This window comes from Edaphobacter sp. 4G125 (genome assembly GCF_014274685.1).
Classification (GTDB): domain Bacteria; phylum Acidobacteriota; class Terriglobia; order Terriglobales; family Acidobacteriaceae; genus Edaphobacter.
Genome location: NZ_CP060393.1, coordinates 2,890,810 through 2,911,396, shown reverse-complemented (window position 1 = coordinate 2,911,396; position 20,587 = coordinate 2,890,810). Strand labels below are relative to the sequence as shown.

The window sequence follows — 20,587 nt, the reverse complement described above, 5'->3', positions numbered from 1 at the left end:
AGCCGAAGATGGGGCACCCGAAGTGGTGTTCATTGTTGGCTATTCGGCGCGGAGGGCCTCGACGGGATTGATGGAGGCGGCGCGGCGGGCCGGTATGAAGCTGGCCAGTAAGGTGGCGAGGCTGAGGAGAAGTACTACGGTTGCAAGGGTCGCCAGATCCCAGGAACGGACTCCAAAGAGGAGTTTGCGGAGGAACGCGGCGGAGGCGATGGAGCAGAAGATGCCTGCGGCGATTCCGAGGATGGTTAGTCGGCCCGCTTCTTTGAGGATGAGCTGGTAGACGGAGCCGCGGGCCGCTCCGAGGGCCATGCGGACTCCGATTTCTCTGGTGCGCTGGCTGACGGAGTAGGCAATGACTCCATAAAGGCCGATGACTCCAAGGAGAAGAGCGAGCGCAGCGAAGCCTCCGACTATCCAGGCTGCGGAGCGATGGAGATATGCAGTTTGGGAGTTGTTGATGTGTTGAAGCATGGTTTGCTCATTGGTTGTGCCGATGCCAGGGTCAATTTGGTGGATGGCAGCGCTCAGGGTAGGGAGTAGAGATTTGTCATCGCCTGAGGTGCGAACGATGAGTATAAGTTCCGAGTCGGCTTCCTGGCTGGCTGGGGTGTACTCCGCGGGCCAGATGTCTTCCTCAAGGCTGCTCTCGCGGATGTTATCGACGATACCAACAATCTCGCGCATGGAGTCGGGCTTCAGATCACCATCACCGTATTTTTTCCCGATGGGATCTTCTCCAGAAAAGTATTTATCCGCGAAGGCTTTGTTGATGACAGAGACCCTGGAACGGGTGCTGTCGTCTTGGTCCGTGATGAGCCGACCGCGGATGAGACTAGCACGGATGGTGTTGAAGAAGCCGGAGCTAACCTGGCGGGAGTTGACTTCGTTGTGTTCGCCGTGGAAAGGGTGGCCGACGATGCGAATCCAATTGGTATTGCCGTTATAAGTGGCTGGAAGCTCGCTGGTCGTTCCCACGGAGGTAACACTGGGCAGGGCAGCGACTCGATCTGTGATCTTGTGGGTGATGGCCTTGATGGTTTCGTTCTTGTTGTAGGTCTGTTCGGGAAGTTCGACGATTACGGTGGCGAGGTTTGAAGGGTCGAAGGCGAGATCAACGTGGAGCAGTCGATAGAAGCTCTTTCCCAGGAGCCCGGCGGCGACCAAGAGAACGACGGCGACGGTGAGTTCCAGAACGACGAGGTTAGCTCCCATGCGACGCCAGAGAGCCCCGACGGAGCCGCGATCTCCTTCATTAAGTGCCTCACGCATGGACGCAGTTGGAAGTCGCAGCACAGGTGTGAGCGAGAAGACGGTCGCAGCGAGAAATGAGATGACCATTGTGAAGCCAAGTACGCGGGGACTCATGGCGAGGTGATTGAGGTAGGGCATGCTGGAGAGCATGTCTTTCGAGATAAGGCTCAACATGAACCGCATGGCAATAGCTCCTACGGCAAGCCCGGAGAGAGTTCCGGCGGTGACGAGGATGAGGCCTTCGGTTATGAATTGGCGGACGAGGCGTGCGGGAGAGGCCCCGAGGGCACTACGAACAGCGAACTCGCGGCGTCGGCTTTCAGAGCGAACGAGAAGAAGGCTGGAGACGTTGACGCAGGCGATGAGCAGCAGGAGGCAGGCCCCAGTGAGAAGAACGAGCAGGATAGGACGGATCTCTCCAACGATGAGCTCAGAGAGCGGCCCGATATGTGCGCCCTGGTCGCGGTTGGACCCGGGGTACTGAATTTCGAGCTGCTTTGCGATGGCGGCCATTTCAGTTTGTGCAGTCTCAAAAGAGACACCATCTTTCAAGCGAGCGATGCCGAAGAGGTTGTGACAGGTACGTCGTTTTTCACAGTTACTGAGTTGGTGGAGCGTGGTCCACAACTCAGCACGACCGCGAGGGGCGAATTGAAAGTTTTCGGGAAGGACACCAATGATGATTGTCGGGGTTCCATCCAGTGTGACGATTTGATTGATGACGTCTTTGCGTCCTCCGAAGCGCTGCTGCCAAGCTCCATAGGTGAGGATGACGGTAGCCGGGGCGTTCGGTTGGTCCTCGCCGGAATAGAAATCGCGGCCGAGGATCGGGTGAACGCCAAGGGTGCGGAAGAAGCCATCGCTTACGCGTGCAGCGGGAACGGGTTCGGTGCCGGAGGGTGTTTTGAGGAGGTAACCGGAGCCAGTATAGGCATCGAGAGAGGAGAAGACTTTATTCGAGCGTTTCCAATCAACGTAGTCGAGATAAGAGAGATTGGAGCGCGAGAACGAGGCACCGTGCTCGGCAACATCCACAAGACGTGTGGGATTGGCATAGGGTAACGGTTGGATCAGCGCAGCATCGACGAAGCTAAAGATGGCGACGCTGGCTCCAATGCCGAGGGCGAGCATGATGATGGCAGTAATAGTGAAGCCGGGGTTGCGGCGCAGCTGGCGAAGAGCGTAACGGATGTCCTGAAGTAATGTTTCAAGGAAGGGGATGGTCCGGCCTTCGCGGTGAGCCTGCTTGGTGTGCTCGACGCCACCGAGCCTGAGGATGGCGTTACGGCGGGCCTCCTCGGGACTCATGCCGGAGCGGAGATTATCGTCAATGTGGAGTTGAAGGTGGCTTTCAAGCTCAGAAGAGAAGTCCTGCTCGTGGGTCTGTTTGGGGACAATGCCCAAGATTTTGAGGAGCCATACACGGATGCGTCTCATGCTTCCTCCGAAGGTGTGAGGAAGCGAGCGAGGATGGCGGTGGTCTGCTCCCAGGAGCGGGCTTCTTTGCTCAGGAGTTTGTGGCCAACGCGGGTAAGTGAGTAAAACTTTGCCTTGCGGTTGTTTTCGGAGAAGCCCCACTCTGAGATGATGGCTCCCTCTTGCTCGAGACGAAGAAGGGCGGGATAGAGAGTGCCGTAGTTGAGCGCGAGGAGATCTCCGCTGGTCTGCTCGATGCGGCGAGCGATGCCGTAACCGTGAAGCGGTCCCATGGTTTCGAGTGTTTTGAGGATCATGAGGGCCAGAGTGCCCTGCCAGACATCGGTTTTATCGCCCATTCGATCTCCTATTGTTATGCAATAGGAGTGTGGCATGAGCTTCTATGGGATGGCAATAGGGGAGGAGGGATTTTGTGACGAAATGATTGCGTTCGTGTGTTCTCCATATATTGCATGATGGAACCGCAGATCCTTCGACTTCGTAACTTGCAGAATGCGCAAGTTGCTCCGCTCTGGATGGCACTTCGTGATTGAACGGAAAACCAGCGGTCTCCCAAATACAGGGGTTCTTCGTTGCGCTCAGAATGACGGGATATGTCGAAATGCTGAGAAGGATCAGGCAGGGTTGGCGATAAAGCGATAACCCACCCCTCGCACCGTGAGGAGATGCTGAGGATGCGCGGGATCATCTTCGATATATCTGCGGAGGCGGACGATGAAATTATCGATGGCTCGAGTGTCGGTATCTTCGTGGACGCGCCAGACCTGCTCGAGAATTTCTTTGCGCGAGACGATCTGGCCTTCGCGTTCGGTGAGGTAACGCAGGAGGTCTGCCTCCATCAGAGTGAGCTGGGTCATGCGGTTGGGAGCGACCAGCTCAAGCGCGTCGAAGCGGATGGTGCGGTGATTGAAACAATAGGTGGAGGATGCCTCGGGTTGTTCCGTGGTTTCGATCTGAGGATTTCTCTGCCATGCAGTGCGGCGGAGGAGCGATTTGAGGCGGACAAGAAGGATACTGAGGTCGAACGGTTTGGCGAGGTAGTCGTCGGCCCCGGCTTCGAGCCCCTGAAGAATATCGCTGGAGCTCGAGCGGGCCGTCAGCATGAGTACTGGGGTATAGCGCTGGGCTTCGCGGAGCGCGCGGACGATTTCAAAGCCATCTTTTCCGGGAAGCATACAGTCGAGCACGATGGCGGCAATGGGCTCGGCGGTGTTGAGAAGGTACTCTAAGGCGCTGTCGCCATCGGATTCGTGATGGGTGCGGTAGCCCTCGGCCTGAAGGTTGAACAACAGTCCTTGAGCGAGATGCTCTTCGTCTTCAACCAGGACGATAAGAGGCGGAGGGTCTTCGGCGGCCATGTCTTTATTATGGCTTGTTTGGGGCTGGAGGATTGGTGGCGAGAGGAAGCGTAAGGGTGATGGTTGTTCCCTGGTTGAGTCCCGGGCTGGCGGCCTCTACGGTCCCGTCGTGCTGACGAACGATATTTCGCACGAGAAAGAGTCCGAGGCCGGTGCCCTTGATGCGAAGCATGGTTTTGCCGGGGACGCGATAGAAGCGGCGGAAGATGCGTTTGTGTTGATTGGGAGGAAGGCCGAGGCCGGTATCTGTAATGCGGAGCGTGGCCCAGGTGTAGTGAGTGATGGAGAGAGAGCAGCGGATGAGCACGCCTTCAGGGGAGTATTTGACGGCGTTGTCGAGGATGTTGAGCACGGCGGTGCGGAGGTCTTCGAGGATGCCCGTGACACGAAGCCGGACGTCTCCGGGCACTCGTTCGAGGATGATGGCGTCGGGTGGGAGATGGTGTCGCTGCAGAGTGATGGCGACGCATTCGGCGACGAGGGGCTCGAGATCGATGAGGGTGCGGTTTTGTTGTCGATGACGCTGGCCAAGTTCTCCGGCTTTGAGAACCTGTTCGACGGTGGCGAGGAGACGGTCGGAATCGGCAAGCATGTTGACGTAGAACTGCTGGCGCTGGGCTTCGTCGACGGATCGGCGCTGGAGGGTCTCGAGATAGAGCCGGATGCTGGCGATGGGAGTTTTGAGCTCGTGGGTGACGGCGTTGAGGAAGGAGTCCTGACGTTCGTTGCGACGGATCTCACGGACCAGAAAGATGGTATTGAGTACAACACCGGCGATAAGCAGAGCAAAGAGGATGATGCCAAGCACCGCGAGCGCGACGGTGCGTTCGTTGAGGACAACCCAACCGATCTGGAGCGTGATCGCAAGGCCGACGAGGAGAGCGCCAAGCGTGATGAAGAAGGCGATCGTTCCTCGGCGTCGGGTAAAGTTCATTTCGGCTCTCTTGCGAAGTATATGGGTTTCTTTTTAGGAGGAGGAGTTGAGGATGTGGAACATGAAAACGGCCAGGAATGATCCTGGCCGTTTGTGCTGGAGGAGTTGAGATCTAGAAGTTCGAACGGAACTCAGCCCGGCAACCTTTGTCGACCCAGAGGCCGCGACGATCTACACCCCAGGTTTGTCCCTGATTGCAGGCAGAACCGCTGATCTGGCGCGAGAGAGTGATGTTGTTGGGGTTGACTCCGCGGGGAATCGAGCAGTAGTTGCGGCCACCGTTGTTGGAGGAGCAGGTAAAGGTTTGGCCGACGCTTCCGCCGTTCCCCCAACCGTTACCATGGCCATTGCCCCAGCCATTGCCATTGCTGTTCCCGACAGTGAATTCAGCTCGGCAGCCTTTGTCGACCCAGATGCCGTTGTTGTCCCAACCCCAAGTCTGTCCCTGGTTGCAGGGGGAGCCACTACGCTGGTTGGTGAGTCGTACACCGCCACGAGTATTGGCGTTGCAATAGTGACGTCCGCCATCATCGGAGGCGCAATAGAGGGTCTGTCCGGAGCCGTTGTTTCCGCCCCATCCACCGCCGTTGCCCCATCCATTGCCGTTGCCATTCCTGGTGGTGAATTCGGCTCGGCAGCCTTTGTCGACCCAGATGCCGTTGTTGTCCCAGCCCCAGGTCCGCCCCTGAATGCAGGCGGAGCCGCTGCGCTGGTTGGTGAGCTGAACGCCGCCACGAGTGTTGGCGTTGCAATAGTGACGTCCGCCATCATCGGAAGCGCAGTAGATCGTCTGGCCATGAGCAGCCTGCGGTTTGATCGCGACCATACAGGCAAGCAAGGAAAGAAAGATCAATGGCAGAAGCCTAAATTTCAGAATCATGAGACGCCTCTCTTCTCAGAAAATCCAATGTAAATGGGACCCAAAACGTTTCGCTGGAAGAACATACTCCTCTCAGCCTGCTATGTCGAATGGATGCATAATTTGGACGAAAAGTATATATCCGACAGTACAGGTTTTATAGAAGCAATACAAAGAGCGCAAACCGTGAAATCAGTCTGCGCTCTTTTTATGAATGGAAGTTGAAGCGAAGCTACATGCCGGCGGGTTTGGGGTTCGCCGGGTCGAACTTCGCGATCTGGACTTTCTTGGCCAGTCCGACCTTTTCCAGCAGCCAGATACCGTAGTAGTTGACGTCGAACTCGTACCAGGCGAGGCCGTGGCGGGCGCTGACGGGATGGGCATGGTGGTTGTTGTGCCAGCCTTCGCCGCCGGTCAGGAGGGCGACCCACCAGTTGTTGCGGGAATCGTCGTGGGTTTCGAAGCGGCGCTTGCCCCACAGGTGAGTGGCTGAGTTGACCAACCAGGTAGCGTGCAGGCCAAGAGAGACACGGAGGAAGGTTCCCCAGAGCACCATGCCGATGGCTCCGACGAGACGATGGCCGGGAGCGGCGAGCGCGGCACCAAGAGCGATCTGCAGGAAGCCGGCGACGGTGAGGGGGAGCCAGTGGTATTTCGAGAGCCAGACATGGACCGGGTCGCGGGTGAGGTCTGGAGCATAGCGGCCAAGCAACGCGGTTTCGGAGTGCAGAGCGCGGCCTGAGAGAATCCATCCGGCATGCGCCCACCAGGTTCCGTCATGCGGGGTGTGCGGGTCGCCTTCGTGATCGGAGTTCTGATGATGAACGCGATGGGTGGCGACCCAGAAGATTGGTCCGCCCTCAAGAGCCATGGTGCCGCAGGTGGTCAGGAAGTACTCAACCCACTTGGGTGTTTTATAGCCACGATGCGTCAGCAGGCGATGGTAGGCCATTCCGATGCCGACGTTGATGGCGAAGAAGTACATAACGACCGCGACGGCAAGGTTTGTCCATGAGAAGAAGAAGAGTGCAGCGATAGCTCCAACGTGGAAGATGCCCATTGCGATGGAGGTGATCCAGTTGATCCGCCCCTCCTGATACTCCCGGCCCATACGAAGGTCTTCACGAACCTTCTGGGCGGTGCGGGAAGCGGCGGAGATCCCCGGCTGTTCTGATGAAATGGCTGGTGTCTGGGATATCTCTTCGATAGGTGTCAATGTAGAGTTCATTTCTGCTGATCGCTTCCTTCTTTAGAACTTCTATTTCGAAGCTAACAGGAGTAGAGCGAGACGGGTGTAAGACTTTTGTAATGCCTGGTAAGGAGGCTGTTTAGCTGTGAAAATGCGGGGATTTCTCCGCTTCGTTGCTACGCAACTTCGGTCGAAATGACACATCAGGGAGGAGTTTATGGAGACGGCGCCGCAGATCCTTCGACTTCACTATGCTCAGGATCACACTTCATAAAAAAGCGATTTCTAGATGAGGATGCCCGCTCATTTTTTCCCCACTCGCCGCCAACGGGCAAAGAGTGGAAAAAGAAAACATAAATTTGCCCCCAATACGGACCGGCTCAAGTCGGTCCCCCTTCAAAGCTATATTGTGGATACAACCTAGCGAAGAAGAGCTGTGGCTGGGGCTTCGAGTGTCTTCAGGTAGTTGCCGTATCCAACGATCACAGTGGAACCGACGAGTAGAGCCAGACCCAGAGTAACGAGTGCTTTCGTGCGCAGGCTGGTTCCGCGCCACTCCTTGAGAGCGATTCCCCAGAGCGTGGCGAAGATGATGATCGAGGCCATGTGCAGGGTCCAGGAGGAGAAGTCGTATTTGCCCATCTTGGTCTGGCCCATAGAGTAGAAAAAGAACTGGAAATACCAGATGACTCCAGCCAGGGCCGCGAAGAAGTAGTTGGCAAGCAAGGTGCGAGGCGAAAGACGGTCGTAGGTGGAGGGATCGAGAGGGTCGAAGTCGACCATGGTATCGCCGGAGGCGTGAGTGGCCCGCATCGGATTCAATCCGGGCTGCCCCGCAAACTGCTTGATGGATTCGTTTTTGAAGATCAGGATGACGGACCAGACAAAGTTGGTCAGGAAGCCGCCCCAGAGAACGACGATCAGAACGGGAAGGTTCTGCCAGAGATCGAGGTGGTGATGCGCGAGAAGCTGCTGTTTCGCAATGACGGCGATGGGCGCTCCTGCTTTGAGGCCGAAGGCGAAGAAGGAGCTCATGATGCCGGCGAAGATGGCAACGGCGAGTCCTTTGCCGAAGGAGTAGTCGCGCTCGCCGGCCTCGATCATGTCTTCTTCGGAGATCTCGCGCTCTTTAGAGACGCCAGCCATTCCATTGATGGCGACTGCGATCAGGCAGACGATGACACCGAGCAGGATGGTCTGGCCGGAGCGTTCATGCATGATGCTGGTGATTTCGCCAGAGTATATGGGGGGGATGAGGGTTCCGAAGGCGGTGCAGAGGCCGAGCGCGATGGCATAGCCAAGAGCGAAGCCGAGGTAGCGGATGGCGAGCCCGAAGGTGAGGCCGCCCATACCCCAGAGGATTCCCCAGAGGATGGTGTAGTAGAAGGTGGAGGGGGCCTGCTGATAAGCGGTGTGCAGGATGCTGGAGAGATTGGGGACGAAGATAAAGGCGAGCACCAGGGGGGCGACGATCCACGCGGCGAAGCCCTGGATCAGCCAGTAGATCTCCCACGACCAGCGCTTGATGCTGCGGAAGGGAATGAAGTTTGTGGCAGAGGCAAAACCGCCGATCCAGTGATAGATGACGCCGATAAACGGATTAGGTCCCACAAAGACTCCAAATTGAGGAATGATAAAAGACAGAGATTGCGTGAAGCGCGTATCTTAGCTGACAACAAATTGTATCTGGAAATAAACTCTCTATTGAATAGTGGCCGGAATTGTTCTGGAGGTTGTTCTGCAAGTCTCGCTGTTTATTACCTGTTATAACGACACTTTATTCCCTGAGACAGGGAAGGCCGTCGTGAAAGTGCTGGAACGGCTGGGGCATACGGTCGATTTTCCCGCGGGACAGACCTGCTGCGGCCAGATGCACTGGAATACGGGCTACCAGGCGGAAGCGCTGCCTCTGGTGGGAAGGTTTGTGGAGCAGTTTCGTCATGCGGAGGCGGTGGTGGTGCCCTCGTCAAGTTGCGTGGCCATGATGCGAGATCACTATCCGAAGATGGCCGAGGAGATTGGTGACAAGACGCTGATGGCTGAAGTGGCAGAGTTGCTGCCTCGTGTTTATGAGTTCTCTGAGTTTTTGACGAAGCGGCTGGGATTGAAGGATGTAGGCGCATATTACCCACATCGGGTGACCTATCATGCCAGCTGCCATGGACTGCGTAATCTTGGACTGGGAGACAGTCCCCTGGGTCTTCTGCGGTCGGTGAAGGGAATCGACCTAGTTGAGATTGAGAATATGGAGCAGTGCTGCGGCTTTGGTGGAACGTTCGCAGTGAAGAATGCGGATGTTTCGAGCGCGATGCTGTCGGAGAAGACCACGGCGGTTCTGAATACGGGTGCTGAGGCATGTACGGCGTGTGATAACAGCTGCCTGATGCATATCCAGGGGGCGCTGCACCGGCAGCGGACCGGAGTCAAGACGGTTCATCTGGCGGAGATTCTAGCCAGCACGGAAGAGGAGGTCCTGTGAGCACAGCAGGTTCGGTCCTCGATCCGAAGACCTCGCCAACGTTTCCAATCGCAGCACGCGCAACGCTGGAAGACACACAGCTGAGAAAGAACGTTCGTCATGCGACGGAGGTGATCCAGAATAAACGGGCTCGCGTGGTGGGCGAGATGCCGGACTGGCAGGAACTTCGCGAGAGTGGACGGCAGATTCGCGAGCATGCGATGGCGAATATGGACTTCTACCTGGAGGAGTTCGAGCGCAATTGCACGCGTGCCGGTGGACAGGTCCACTGGGCCAGGGATGGGGAAGAGGCCAAACAGATCGTTACTGCGCTGGTGAAGGCGAGCGGTTCCTCTGAGGTCATCAAGATCAAGTCGATGACCACGGAGGAGATTCATCTGAATCTCGCGCTGGAGGCAGCCGGTGTTCGAGCCTACGAGACAGATTTGGCGGAGCTGATTATTCAGCTTGGGCATGATCAGCCCTCACACATCGTGGTGCCCGCGCTGCACAAGAATCGTCAGCAGATTCGAGAAATCTTCCAGCGGGAGATGAACCTTCCGGAGCTGGGAGAGAAGCCCCAGGATCTTGCCGATGCAGCAAGGCGTTTTCTGCGGGAGAAGTTCCTGAGAGTCAAGACGGCGGTCAGCGGGGCGAATTTCCTGATCGCAGAGACAGGTGGCGTGTGCATCGTAGAGAGCGAAGGCAATGGAAGGATGTGCCTTACGCTCCCCGATACGCTGATTACTGTTGCCGGAATCGACAAGGTTCTATCGCGCTATCAGGACCTGGAGGTCGTGCTGCAGCTTCTGCCTCGATCGGCTACAGGCGAGCGGATGAATCCGTACAACTCCATTTGGACCGGTGTGCACGCAGGAGATGGGCCGAAGAACTTTCATGTGGTGCTGATGGATAACGCCCGTACCGAGGTTCTGGCAGATGGCGAAGGAAGGCAGACGTTAAACTGCATCCGTTGCGGCGCATGTCAGAACGCCTGCCCGGTCTATCGACAGACCGGCGGCCATGCCTATGGCTCGGTTTATGCAGGGCCGATTGGGGCAATCCTTACGCCGCAGTTGCAGCAACTTCACCATGCGCAGACGCTGCCGTATGCATCGTCATTATGCGGAGCCTGCTATGAGGTTTGTCCGGTGAAGATCAATATCCCTGAGGTGCTGATCCATCTACGAAATAAGGTGGTGAAGCAAAAGGGACCGTTGAACCCTGAGGCGTTGGCGATGAAGGCTGCAGGGGCTATCTTCCGTTCCGAGCGCAGGTTTCGGGCGGCGCAGCGGTTAGGCAGGATCGCCGAGACGCCGCTGGTCCGGAAGGATGGGAGCGGAGAGGGATGGATTGGTTGGCTTCCTGGATTGCTCGGAGGATGGACGCAGGTGAGGGATCTCAAGGAGATGCCGAAGGAAACCTTCCGTGAATGGTGGGAGAAGCGGGGGAGCCGTGGCAACTGAGATAACCGGGATTGATTCCTCGGCAGCGCGGGCCGAAGTTTTGCGCAGGATTCGTGCTGCGAATGGCGGGGCTGCGGATGGCGCGCAGGCGGCGCAGCAGTGGAGAGAAATTCAACGAGACTATCGGAGAGAAGCGAGTCTGTCTCGGGAGCAGCTGGTTGATCTACTGGAAGATCGGCTTCGCGACTACGATGCCCATGTGGTTCGAACTACTGAGTCAGCGATTGCGGATGCTGTTGCTAAGATGTTGGGCGCTCGCGGCTTGCGGAGGATATTGATACCGCAGGGGCTGAACCCTGTCTGGCTTCCGGCGGGAGTTGAGTTTGTAGTGGATGGGCAGGCTTCCTATACAGAACTGGATGGTTTTGAGGGAGTGATGACGGCCTCTACCTGTGCCATTGCAATTACGGGATCAGTGGTACTGCAGAATGTACCGGGGCAGGGAAGGCGGGCCGCATCGCTGATTCCTGACTATCATCTCTGCCTGGTTCGGGTAGAGGATGTGGTTGAAACGGTGCCTGAAGCGATCGTCCGCCTGGAAAAGTCTGCAGAGCTGCCGACGACGTTTTTTGCAGGGCCTTCTGCGACAGCAGATATTGAGATGACCCGCATCAAGGGGGTCCACGGTCCGCGGTTTCTGGACGTCATTCTTGTGGGATAGCGATAGCCGCGGAATGAAAGCTCCCTTTGGGAAGGCAGAGTGCATCCAAAAAGGGTGGGTTTTTCTTTAAAGGGAGAAAAATTTACATTCTTCTGACTTTTGGGCCCCGCAAAAACTGGTCTTGAACCAAAGATGATGTATATATTGGTTCGACAAAAGTGAAGCCGAAAGGTGGTTTCACGAGTGCCAATTCACGCCGAGAGCGTGTGGCAGGCGTTTGAAAACAGGTCCCGACTGTTCTCTCGGCAGAGTTCCGTGAACTGACACATCTCAGTGGTTCTGATGAGGTGTCTGTGATGAAGTTACTTCCTCGACGGCCCGTTTCATTCTTCCTGAGTCTTCTTTGTGGTGTTGTGTGCCCGCTTCTGGTCGAAGCGCAGACGAACCCTGCTTCAGTACAACGATCTGATCGAACAACGCGAAGCGGAGATGTAGCTTCGCACGCGTCGGAAAAGGTGGTTCTTCCTGGCCCTCTGCGCTCGTTTCTTCGTATGGCAGGCATCAGTCAGAAGATCCCGTCTGAGGATGTTTTGCCATTACTGGCCAGAAACGTTTTTATGCAGGGGTACAGTCAAAATAAGCCTACTGAGTTCCTGCTTCTGTTGGATCGTTATGTTCAGCAGGCCCGCGAGTTGCAGATCCTAGCCGGTAGCACGGAGACAATTACAGTCCAAGGCTGCGGCGATGTGGGTACGCTGATTCAGATTCTTGGCTATCGGGTGGTGGGGAGTTGCCGAGATAGAAATCTTGTTCTGGCCACTTCGAATCCTGACCGGGCGTTTCTGACGATCGATTCAGGGTTTCCGTTAATGACGCTGGAAGAATGCCTGCAGAAAGGGATACCGTTTCAATATCAGTTTCCGTCGACTCGCGTTCCGGTTCTCCTACATGAAGCAGATTGGCTGGAGGTGGGGCGAAAGCACCCTGCAGCCAATCTGGTGGACCTTCTTCTGGGAGATCCAGTAGTCGCCAGGCTCTATTGGGCAATGTCTCGCAATGACGAGGAGACGAATCTTGCATTAGCGAAATCCCCCGGGTTAGGGAGACTGTTGCCTTTTGCACCCGTGATGAACTTCTATGGCAATCAGATCTCGATTCGCAATAATCGAGTTCTGGTACCGGGAGGAGTGGGTACGGAACCGGTATGGAAAGAGTTGGTAGGGGCCAGCCCTGAAAATCCGGGAGAGTTTGTTCTGCGTCTTCTGGCGAAAGATAATGGCTGGCTCGCAGCGTATTATGATGCGCTTTCGCGTGTAAGCCAGACGCAGCAACAACACCTGACGCAACCCGATCGATTGAAACGGATGTATGAAGCCCTTCGTTCGCCGGGGATTGAGCCTGCTTCTACGGCAAGCGTCTTTCGTAAAGCTCCTGGCATGCTGGTGTTGTTTACTCGCGTGGCATGGGATCCTGATGGCCAGCCTCATGTGCCTGGGGGCCTAACCGTATGGAAGGATGATCTTGCCCAAAAGTCTGATTACAAACTGGTGCACTTCTGGACGAAACGTGCTCGCGGATGGAACAGCCCAGAACAATTATTGGAGGGGATGACGTCTCTTTCGCGCATGGACTCAGATACCGGCCCTCTGCAAACGTATCTGATGTTGAGCGAGATTGATTCGAGGCGACCAGCCGATCGAGGGCTTTCCCCTGCAACAGCTCAGCTTCTGGCCAAAAACTTTCCGCGCTTTGGAGCATGGTATCTGATCTTTTCTGAGTTTCCTGAACTGACGGATGAGTCGATTACACGCTTCATGACTGTTGCGGAGTCTGTCGGAAACACCTCGAACGGAACACTACGGGGAAATGCAGTTGGAGCATTTCAGGCGAACGTTGGGTTGTGGCAGATTCTTGCGCGCCAGAGGGAGATTCCTGAAAGTGAGTGGAACGATTCGTGGTTGAAGATGATTGGTCCTTTCGCTAAAGTGACTTCGTCCACGGAACTGTTCGATGCGACGCGTTCTTCTCTGAACGAAGTGATGCTGGCTGCGAGCAAACCAAACTTTACCCAGGACCAGCTGGTTGAGCTTCTGGCAGGGCCGCAGCAGCCTGGGGCAGAAGCTCAGAGAGCCCGTCAGGAGATTGCGAATCGCATTCGGAATGTGTTGGAGGACCAGAGGCTCGTCTCGCTGGATACGCTCTTCGGATTGAGCGATGGTCTAAGCGCGATGGAGCAAGGGGCGCCAGCTCCAGCCAATATGCTGGCCATGGCTGGGGAGCTACGCGAGTTTGAGATGCCGCGTCCGATCTTTACCAATAGCGAAAAGATCAACTGGGCCCCCGGAGTGTATTCCACGCATCACGCGGAATTGCAGATTAAAACGGACCTGACAAAGGTGATTAAAGGGCCGGGCAATAAAGGGCAGCTTGAGACAGCACGTGGACAACTGATGCCATTCCTGCGGGACGCATTGGTCGGGCTCAACTATGCGTATTACGAGCCTCCTGGGGCGCAGGTGTTGCACAATAACTCGCTCTTCGTACGTTCCCACGATTTTTCGGGCGTCTCGGTATCTGCAACAGAGCACTCATGGCTTGCTCCAGAGTTGATGGGAGTAGGGACGCCAGCTGGTGGAGGAGCCTACCTGATGGGTTCACTTGCTGACCTTCCGTACGCTCTGGCTGCGACGGAGCAGGATTTTATTGCTCCTGAGAATGTGCAGGCGCTCATCTGGAAGGAGTTGGTTCCTGACCTGTTGGTGAGTGCGACTGTTCCACGCTGGTGGAATGTAAGCCGGGATGAGCTCCATGCGGTGACCCTTTATCAGCGAGCTGGAGAAGAGATATTGATAGCAGCCGAAGGTGACGCGGCGCTGCGGGGTGAAGTCGTGCAGATCCTAGCCGATCGCATGGGGCCGCAGCGACTTGAAGTGCTTGAGAGATCTCTTGTTCAGCACGAAGATGCGGTCGCGGTGCTTTCGCAGACGATGCCGGCCGATACCTTTTATCTTTCGACGGAATTTCGGAGCCGATACCCGGGGCATGCCTCTTCGATCGGAGCGGAAAACCAGGAACTGGATACTCTTTGCACGAAGAACCCGGAGGAGACTTCGGCGAAACGTCTTTCTCAGGACTTTGGAGTTCCGCATCCGATTCTTGCGCGGAGCTATGCTCCGGGGTTGCTGTATGTCAAACCCTTTCCCTCATTTGGTGGGGAGTCGAGTCGCTTGTTTGGGGAGTCGTGGGAATCGAACAACCTTTACTGGGCGCGTCTCGCGGATGAGAAGGGGTATGAACCGGCAGCGCTCAATCGACTGGTTCCAGAACTTGCGAAGAGCATGACAGCCAAGATCTTTGCAACAGACCTGGAAGACTGGCCTGCGCTGGAGCGTGCGATGTATGAGACCGGTCAGGAGTTTCTACAAGGTAAGATTGCGCCGTCTCCTGTAACGACGGCTGTATCGTTGCGATCTCCTCAAGTGGATTCGCGAGAGACCGCAATTGGAGGTGCTCGATGAGAAAAGATCTACTTTCGATGGCAGTCCTTTCCTCTTTTCTGTTGCCCCTTGGAGGGGGACGGCAGGTATCGGCTCAGGATGATTCGCGGATCCTGGTGAACGTAGTTCTGGTGCAGCTGAATATAGCGGTTACGGACCGTAAAGGGAATTACATCAGTGGACTTAAACCAGAAGACTTTGTGATTACGGAAGACAAGATTCCAGAGAAGGTTGCGACATTTGAAGAGGGTAACGAGCCGACGCGACGCCTGGTATGGAGCGCGCCGGAGGGAAAGATGATTTCGCAAAAAATCGTCATTCCTTCTGGAGAGGCTGCGACTGAAGCTACTCCTGCGCCAGCTGGTCCAATGCCAACCGGTTCCAATGTTTTTATTCTTTTCGATACCAGCAATTACATGTATCGCGGCTTTGTATTTGCCCAGGATGCGATTGCTGATTTTGTGAGATCGCTGGAAGGAGCTTCCCGGGTAGCACTCTACTCTTACAGTCGCGACCTTTTGCGAGCTGTTCCTCCTACGTCGGATCGGGCGACCGTGTTGCGAGGGGTTCGCAGCACTGTGGCGGGAGATGATGCGGCTCTTTATAACTCACTTCTGATGACGGTAAAAGACGCTGCGCAGTTTACTGGGCGCAAGGCAATCGTTGTTTTTTCCAACGGTCCAGATAATGCGAGCCTGGTTCCTCCAGAGGATGTTGCAGAGTTAGCACAGTCCACGGGCACCATCATCTACATGATCAGCACACGCGATGCACAGGCCGAACCAATCTCGACCGCTGTTTTCGAAAGGATGAGCAAGGCTACGGGAGGCAAGGCCTATTTTGCGAAGAGCTGGAAGGATGAGAAAGACGCGTTTGCTTCCATCCGCGAAGATTTAGCACACCTCTATTCGCTGAGCTATTATCCTCAACCGAATCCAAATCGAGGGTGGAGATCAATTTCGGTCAAGTTGGTTGGAGAGAATGCTCAGAAATATCGTATTCGCACGCGGGATGGATATCGCGTACTCAAGACAGCTCAGGTGGCAACCGCTACGGGGCCGATGACTCCTTCAGAGACTTCCTCGCGGTAGGGAAGTTATTTGTCTTCCGTCAAATAACAACGCAGCAGGCCGCAGACGACAGAGATGATTCCACCGAGCAGCATCAGCAACGGAGCCGTCGAGGCTTTGCCTGTGAAATAGGGAAGAAGAAAGAGACCTACCCCGGCATACATCAGGATCGTCAGCAGTGTTCGAGTTGTATATCTGCTCACGCTGATCCTCGTTTCTGAAATCGTCTACATCCTGTCGATTCGAAACTGTCTAGGGCGGATAGTGTAGAGTGACGTTACCGATCGGTAAAAACTCCTGCCGGACATATATAACCGGCATTTTCCATGCTGTGCAAGACCTATCTGTTAAGGAAGGTATCTTATGGAGCACTCAGGTTTTTTGCGTCGTTGGGGCACCCTCTCCAGTTTTTTCCTTGTTCTACTTTTGGCTTGGGGACGGCTGTATGCGCAGACGCCTTCTACTCATTGGTCAGATGAAGACCGTATCTCGTCGCAGGTGATTAAGCTTCGGAACGGCATCACTCTTAACTATGCCGTTCAAGGGGATCCAAACGGTCCGGTCATCGTAATGCTGCACGGAGCAGGGGACTCCTGGCACTCTTTTGCCAGAGTCCTTCCTCTACTGCCTGCCAACTATTGTGTCTACGCCATAACCCTGCGTGGTCATGGGCTTTCGGACCATCCTGCACGGGGATACTCCCGCGCTGATTTTGCAGGAGATATCCTCGAATTTCTGGATCAGCTCCACATTCAACATGCAACGCTTGTTGGGCACTCGCTGGGGAGTTTTGTTGCGCAAAAGGTTGCAGAACAGGATACGGGGCATCTGGACCGGCTGGTGCTGGTCGGCTCAGGGCCGGGGACGCATAAGGCGGGTTCGTCGGAAGACGAGGTGACCAGCCCATTTGCGAAATTAACAGACCCGATTCCGTATACGTTTGCCCGCGATTTTCAGGCCAGCACGATCTACCATCCGGTGCCAGCGTGGTTCTTCGAGATGATGGTGGGTGAGGCCCAACGGGTTCCGGCGGCAACATGGCATGGGTTGGGAGCCAGTATCAGCGCGGGCGATCCATTGGAGGATTTGAAGAAGATCAAGGTTCCTACCTTGCTGCTTTGGGGAGAGAAGGATTCGATCTTTCACAGGGAGGACCAGGAAGTGCTTTTGAAGAACATTTCCCATGCATCCTTGAAGGCGTATCCAGAGACCGGGCACGCACTGCACTGGGAACGTCCGGAACGGTTCACCAGCGATCTGTTGGCTTTCATACACTCGAATGGACCTAATCCGTAGCGCAATGCATTTAGAATCAAGAAAAGATCAATCTGGACGGTGAGTTAAGCGGGTGACGCGCAAAGACGAGAAGAAAGTGCTTACGTTTCAGGAGCTTCTGTTCCGGCTACAGCGGTTTTGGGCCGAACAGGGGTGTGTGTTGCAGCAGCCGTATGACGTAGAGGTTGGCGCAGGCACGATGTCTCCAGACACCTTTCTGCGTGTGCTGGGACCGAAGCCGGTGCGGATTGCCTATGCGCAACCCTCACGTCGACCTGCGGATGGGCGGTATGGAGAGAATCCCAACCGTCTCTATAGGCATACGCAGTTGCAGGTGATTCTGAAGCCACCACCGGAACGGATTCAGGAGCTGTATCTCGAGTCGTTGGAGGCGATCGGGATCGATTTGCGTGAGCACGATATCAAGTTCGAAGAGGACAACTGGGAGTGGCCAGTTGGCGGGGCGTGGGGAGTGGGCTGGCAGGTGATGCTGGATGGTCTCGAGATCACACAGTTCACGTACTTCCAACAGTGCGGGGGTATGGATCTGGATCCGATCTGCGGAGAAATCACATATGGGCTGGAGCGGATCGCGGGGTTTCTGCAGGACGTCGACTCGATCTACGACATCGTCTGGGCTGTCGAGCCGGACACTGGCCGCAAGGTGACATATGGCGAGATGCGTCTGGCCGAAGAAGAGCAGTTCTCGGCGTATAGCTTCGATTACGCTGAAGTTTCCAAGCTATGGGAGCATCTGAAGCTATATGAAGCAGAGTGCCTGGATTTGCTGGAGCAAGCGAAGGGCATGAAAAGGATGGATGCGCTGACTCTGAAACGGTTCCCCGTACTGGGAGCATATGAACTGGCGTTGAAGTGCTCGCATGTCTTCAACCTGCTGGATGCGCGAGGCGCAATTTCAGTAACAGAACGCGTGGGCGTGATGGCCAGAATTCGCACGTTGGTTACGGGAGTAGCGAAAGCCTACGCGGAACAAGGCGAGTTATTGGCGGAGTCGGTGAGCCAGCAAACTGCGAGTCAGCAAGTCAGCGCATAGAGAGTGAGTGAATGGCAGATTTTCTCTTTGAGATAGGTTTGGAAGAGGTTCCGGCGCGGATGATCGCGGCAGCTGAGACTGAGTTGAAGCGGCGTGTCGTCGCTCTGTTGGAGCGTGAGCGGCTGATTGCGGCGGGTTCTGATGCTAAAAGCTTCTCGACGCCGCGACGGCTTGCGGTTCTAATCTCGGGCGTAGCCGAAAGGCAGGAGGACGCGAGCGAAGAACTGACCGGGCCTTCGATGAAAGTAGGCTACAAAGATGGTGTTGCAACTCCGGCGGCAGTGGCGTTCGCGAAGAAGGCTGGTATTGAAGTTGAAGCCCTGAAAACGATCACAACCCCGAAGGGGGAGTATCTGGCGGCGACGGTGGTGAAGCCGGGGCGTTCTGCTGCTGAGGTGATTGCCGAGGATCTGCCGAAAGAGATTGCTGCAATCTATTGGGCAAAGAATATGTACTGGCGTGCGGGCAAGCCGGAGAGGTTTGTTCGGCCGGTGCGGTGGATGCTGGCTTTGCTGGGTGGCGAAATTGTTCCAGTGGCGTTTGGGGGCAAGACCGCAGGAGCTGTGACCTATGGCCATCGCGTGCTGTTTGGCGAAGCTGCGATCCGATTGGAAGCTCCGGCAAAGTATGAGGAGGCTCTGCTGACCGCCTATGTGATTGCCGATGTGGAGGCTCGACGGCAGAAGATTCGCAAAGCTCTTGATCGAGTGGCACGCACAGTCGATGGCGTTCGGTGGCGCGAAGATCATGCGTTGGTCGATACGCTGACACATCTGACAGAGTGGGCCTCGGATCGATCGGTAATTCTAGGTGGGTTTGAGCAAGAGTATCTGGCGCTGCCGGAAGAGGTGTTGGTGACGGTGATGCGCGATCACCAGAAGTATCTTGCGGTAGAGGATGCAACTGGAAAACTCGCCCCGTATTTTCTTGCGGTGTTGAACATGGAGGCCGATGACGAAGGTCTTGCGGTGATTCGGCATGGCAATGAACGCGTGTTGCGGGCGCGGTTCAACGATGCACGATTCTTCTGGGAGTTTGATCAACGGATTGCTCTGAAAGAGCGAGTGAAGCTGCTGGAGAATGTCACCTTCCAGAAGGAGTTGGGCAGCTATGCGGCGAAGACAACGCGTGTCCGCAAACTTGCAATAGGTTTGTCTGAATTGGTGATTGCTCGTAGTGGCAAAGTTGATATCGCCGCTCTAGACGAGGCGGCAACGCTGGCGAAGACAGACCTGACGACAGATCTGGTCAAAGAGTTCACTGAACTACAGGGAATTGTTGGTGGGTTGTATGCGAAGGCCCAGGGTGTTTCTGATGCTGCTTCTACTGCGATCTATGATCAATATCTGCCTGAGTCGATGGAAGACGAGGTGCCGAGAACGGTTGAAGGTTCGTTGCTTGCCATTGCAGACAAGGCGGATACGATCGCGGGAATGTTTGGGCTCGGGATGGAGCCGACGGGATCGAAGGATCCATTTGCGCTACGACGGGCGGCGAATGGCATTGTGAAGATTCTTGCAGAGAGTGTGACTCCATTGCCATTGACCCTGAGCGAGGTCGCTGGACGTGCGACAGAGAATGAAGCTGTTGAGGCGCGTGTGCGTGCGTTCCTTGTGGAACGGTTAGAGTTCTATCTGCGCGAGGCGAAGAAGCATGCCTATGACGTTGTGAAGGCTGTTCTTGCTGCAGGCAGCGATGATGTTCGCGATGCCCTAGCCAGGGCTGAAGCAGTGAGCGCGGTTCGTGGATCGGCGGACTTTGAAGCAGTGAGCGCAGCCTTCAAACGGATGAAGAATATTCTGTCGCAGGCCAAGGAAAAGGGTGAGCAGTTTACGACCTCCGGTGATGAGGTAAAAGAGGTTCATCCTGCACAGTTAGCTCTAACGAATGCTGCGAAGGAAGTTGGCAGCAAGGTCGGTGGCTTGAGCGCACAGCAAGAGTATGGCGCTGCGTTGGAATCAGTAGCAACTCTGCGGCCACAGGTGGATGCCTTCTTCGACCAGGTGATGGTGATGGATCCAAATGAGGCAGTGCGCAGAAGCAGGCTTGCGCTTCTGCACTCTATCTTGCAGAGTTTCTCTGGAATCGCGGATTTTTCGGAGATTGTTGTCGCGGGATAAGGCAGGCGCTGGTCTTTC

At 55.7% G+C, this 20,587-nt stretch carries 16 protein-coding genes; 8 read left to right on the top strand and 8 right to left on the bottom strand.

All coding sequences use genetic code 11. The features are described 5' to 3' along the window. Positions 1-39: 39 nt before the first annotated feature. The 7 genes from H7846_RS12120 to H7846_RS12090 all read right to left on the bottom strand — a co-directional run bounded on the left by H7846_RS12120 (position 40) and on the right by H7846_RS12090 (position 8,639). Complete coding sequence (locus H7846_RS12120) at positions 40-2,688, bottom strand: ABC transporter permease (RefSeq protein ID WP_186692402.1); 2,649 nt, start codon at positions 2,686-2,688, stop codon at positions 40-42. Then, positions 2,685-3,026 (bottom strand): PadR family transcriptional regulator, encoded by a 342-nt coding sequence (locus H7846_RS12115; protein WP_186692401.1) that lies wholly within the window; start codon positions 3,024-3,026, stop codon positions 2,685-2,687. Before H7846_RS12115 ends, H7846_RS12120 begins: the two co-directional genes overlap by 4 nt. A 276-nt stretch (positions 3,027-3,302) precedes the next feature. Beyond that, positions 3,303-4,046, bottom strand: a complete 744-nt coding sequence (locus tag H7846_RS12110) for a response regulator transcription factor (RefSeq protein WP_186692400.1) — start codon at positions 4,044-4,046, stop codon at positions 3,303-3,305. Positions 4,047-4,053: 7 nt separating this feature from the next. After that, positions 4,054-4,980 carry a sensor histidine kinase gene (locus H7846_RS12105; RefSeq protein ID WP_186692398.1) on the bottom strand — a complete coding sequence of 309 codons (927 nt, stop codon included), beginning with the start codon at positions 4,978-4,980 and terminating at the stop codon, positions 4,054-4,056. A gap of 112 nt (positions 4,981-5,092) precedes the next feature. Then, positions 5,093-5,860 carry a DUF3011 domain-containing protein gene (locus H7846_RS12100; RefSeq protein WP_186692396.1) on the bottom strand — a complete coding sequence of 256 codons (768 nt, stop codon included), beginning with the start codon at positions 5,858-5,860 and terminating at the stop codon, positions 5,093-5,095. Between the two features lie 211 nt (positions 5,861-6,071). Further along, complete coding sequence (locus tag H7846_RS12095) at positions 6,072-7,067, bottom strand: acyl-CoA desaturase (protein WP_186692394.1); 996 nt, start codon at positions 7,065-7,067, stop codon at positions 6,072-6,074. A gap of 381 nt (positions 7,068-7,448) precedes the next feature. After that, positions 7,449-8,639, bottom strand: coding sequence for an L-rhamnose/proton symporter RhaT (locus H7846_RS12090; protein ID WP_186692393.1), 1,191 nt, complete (start codon positions 8,637-8,639; stop codon positions 7,449-7,451). Between the two features lie 127 nt (positions 8,640-8,766). Between H7846_RS12090 and H7846_RS12085 the strand changes: the two genes are divergently transcribed. From H7846_RS12085 to H7846_RS12065, 5 genes are all read left to right on the top strand, one after another. After that, on the top strand, positions 8,767-9,507 hold the full coding sequence (locus H7846_RS12085; RefSeq protein WP_186696354.1) for a (Fe-S)-binding protein: 741 nt from the start codon (positions 8,767-8,769) through the stop codon (positions 9,505-9,507). After that, a complete protein-coding gene (locus H7846_RS12080; RefSeq protein ID WP_186692391.1) occupies positions 9,504-10,952 on the top strand; it encodes a LutB/LldF family L-lactate oxidation iron-sulfur protein in 1,449 nt (482 codons plus the stop codon). The genes H7846_RS12085 and H7846_RS12080 overlap by 4 nt, the downstream gene beginning before the upstream one ends. After that, entirely contained in the window at positions 10,942-11,613 is a 672-nt protein-coding gene (locus tag H7846_RS12075) for a LutC/YkgG family protein (protein ID WP_186692389.1), read from the top strand. The genes H7846_RS12080 and H7846_RS12075 overlap by 11 nt, the downstream gene beginning before the upstream one ends. 296 nt (positions 11,614-11,909) lie before the next feature. Then, entirely contained in the window at positions 11,910-15,071 is a 3,162-nt protein-coding gene (locus tag H7846_RS12070; RefSeq protein WP_186692387.1) for a hypothetical protein, read from the top strand. Further along, positions 15,068-16,141, top strand: a complete 1,074-nt coding sequence (locus H7846_RS12065) for a VWA domain-containing protein (protein WP_186692385.1) — start codon at positions 15,068-15,070, stop codon at positions 16,139-16,141. Before H7846_RS12070 ends, H7846_RS12065 begins: the two co-directional genes overlap by 4 nt. A 5-nt stretch (positions 16,142-16,146) precedes the next feature. On the opposite strand, the gene H7846_RS12060 is transcribed toward H7846_RS12065, so the two are convergent. Further along, entirely contained in the window at positions 16,147-16,323 is a 177-nt protein-coding gene (locus H7846_RS12060; RefSeq protein WP_186692383.1) for a hypothetical protein, read from the bottom strand. A 160-nt stretch (positions 16,324-16,483) separates the two neighbouring features. Between H7846_RS12060 and H7846_RS12055 the strand changes: the two genes are divergently transcribed. From H7846_RS12055 to glyS, 3 genes are all read left to right on the top strand, one after another. Then, positions 16,484-17,416, top strand: coding sequence for an alpha/beta fold hydrolase (locus H7846_RS12055; RefSeq protein ID WP_186692381.1), 933 nt, complete (start codon positions 16,484-16,486; stop codon positions 17,414-17,416). A 76-nt stretch (positions 17,417-17,492) separates the two neighbouring features. Then, positions 17,493-18,449 carry a glycine--tRNA ligase subunit alpha gene (locus H7846_RS12050; RefSeq protein WP_186692380.1) on the top strand — a complete coding sequence of 319 codons (957 nt, stop codon included), beginning with the start codon at positions 17,493-17,495 and terminating at the stop codon, positions 18,447-18,449. An 11-nt stretch (positions 18,450-18,460) separates the two neighbouring features. Continuing rightward, positions 18,461-20,569: a glycine--tRNA ligase subunit beta gene (glyS, locus tag H7846_RS12045; protein WP_186692378.1), complete on the top strand. Its 2,109-nt coding sequence runs from the start codon at positions 18,461-18,463 to the stop codon at positions 20,567-20,569. Positions 20,570-20,587: the final 18 nt, after the last annotated feature.

Bases quoted from the DNA above. Each gene is read 5' to 3' on its own strand.
- H7846_RS12120 (WP_186692402.1), bottom strand. From the start codon at position 2,688: ATGAGACGCATCCGTGTATGGCTCCTCAAAATCTTGGGCATTGTCCCC.
- H7846_RS12115 (WP_186692401.1), bottom strand. From the start codon at position 3,026: ATGGGCGATAAAACCGATGTCTGGCAGGGCACTCTGGCCCTCATGATC.
- H7846_RS12110 (WP_186692400.1), bottom strand. From the start codon at position 4,046: ATGGCCGCCGAAGACCCTCCGCCTCTTATCGTCCTGGTTGAAGACGAA.
- H7846_RS12105 (WP_186692398.1), bottom strand. From the start codon at position 4,980: ATGAACTTTACCCGACGCCGAGGAACGATCGCCTTCTTCATCACGCTT.
- H7846_RS12100 (WP_186692396.1), bottom strand. From the start codon at position 5,860: ATGATTCTGAAATTTAGGCTTCTGCCATTGATCTTTCTTTCCTTGCTT.
- H7846_RS12095 (WP_186692394.1), bottom strand. From the start codon at position 7,067: ATGAACTCTACATTGACACCTATCGAAGAGATATCCCAGACACCAGCC.
- H7846_RS12070 (WP_186692387.1), top strand. From the start codon at position 11,910: ATGAAGTTACTTCCTCGACGGCCCGTTTCATTCTTCCTGAGTCTTCTT.
- H7846_RS12065 (WP_186692385.1), top strand. From the start codon at position 15,068: ATGAGAAAAGATCTACTTTCGATGGCAGTCCTTTCCTCTTTTCTGTTG.
- H7846_RS12055 (WP_186692381.1), top strand. From the start codon at position 16,484: ATGGAGCACTCAGGTTTTTTGCGTCGTTGGGGCACCCTCTCCAGTTTT.
- glyS (WP_186692378.1), top strand. From the start codon at position 18,461: ATGGCAGATTTTCTCTTTGAGATAGGTTTGGAAGAGGTTCCGGCGCGG.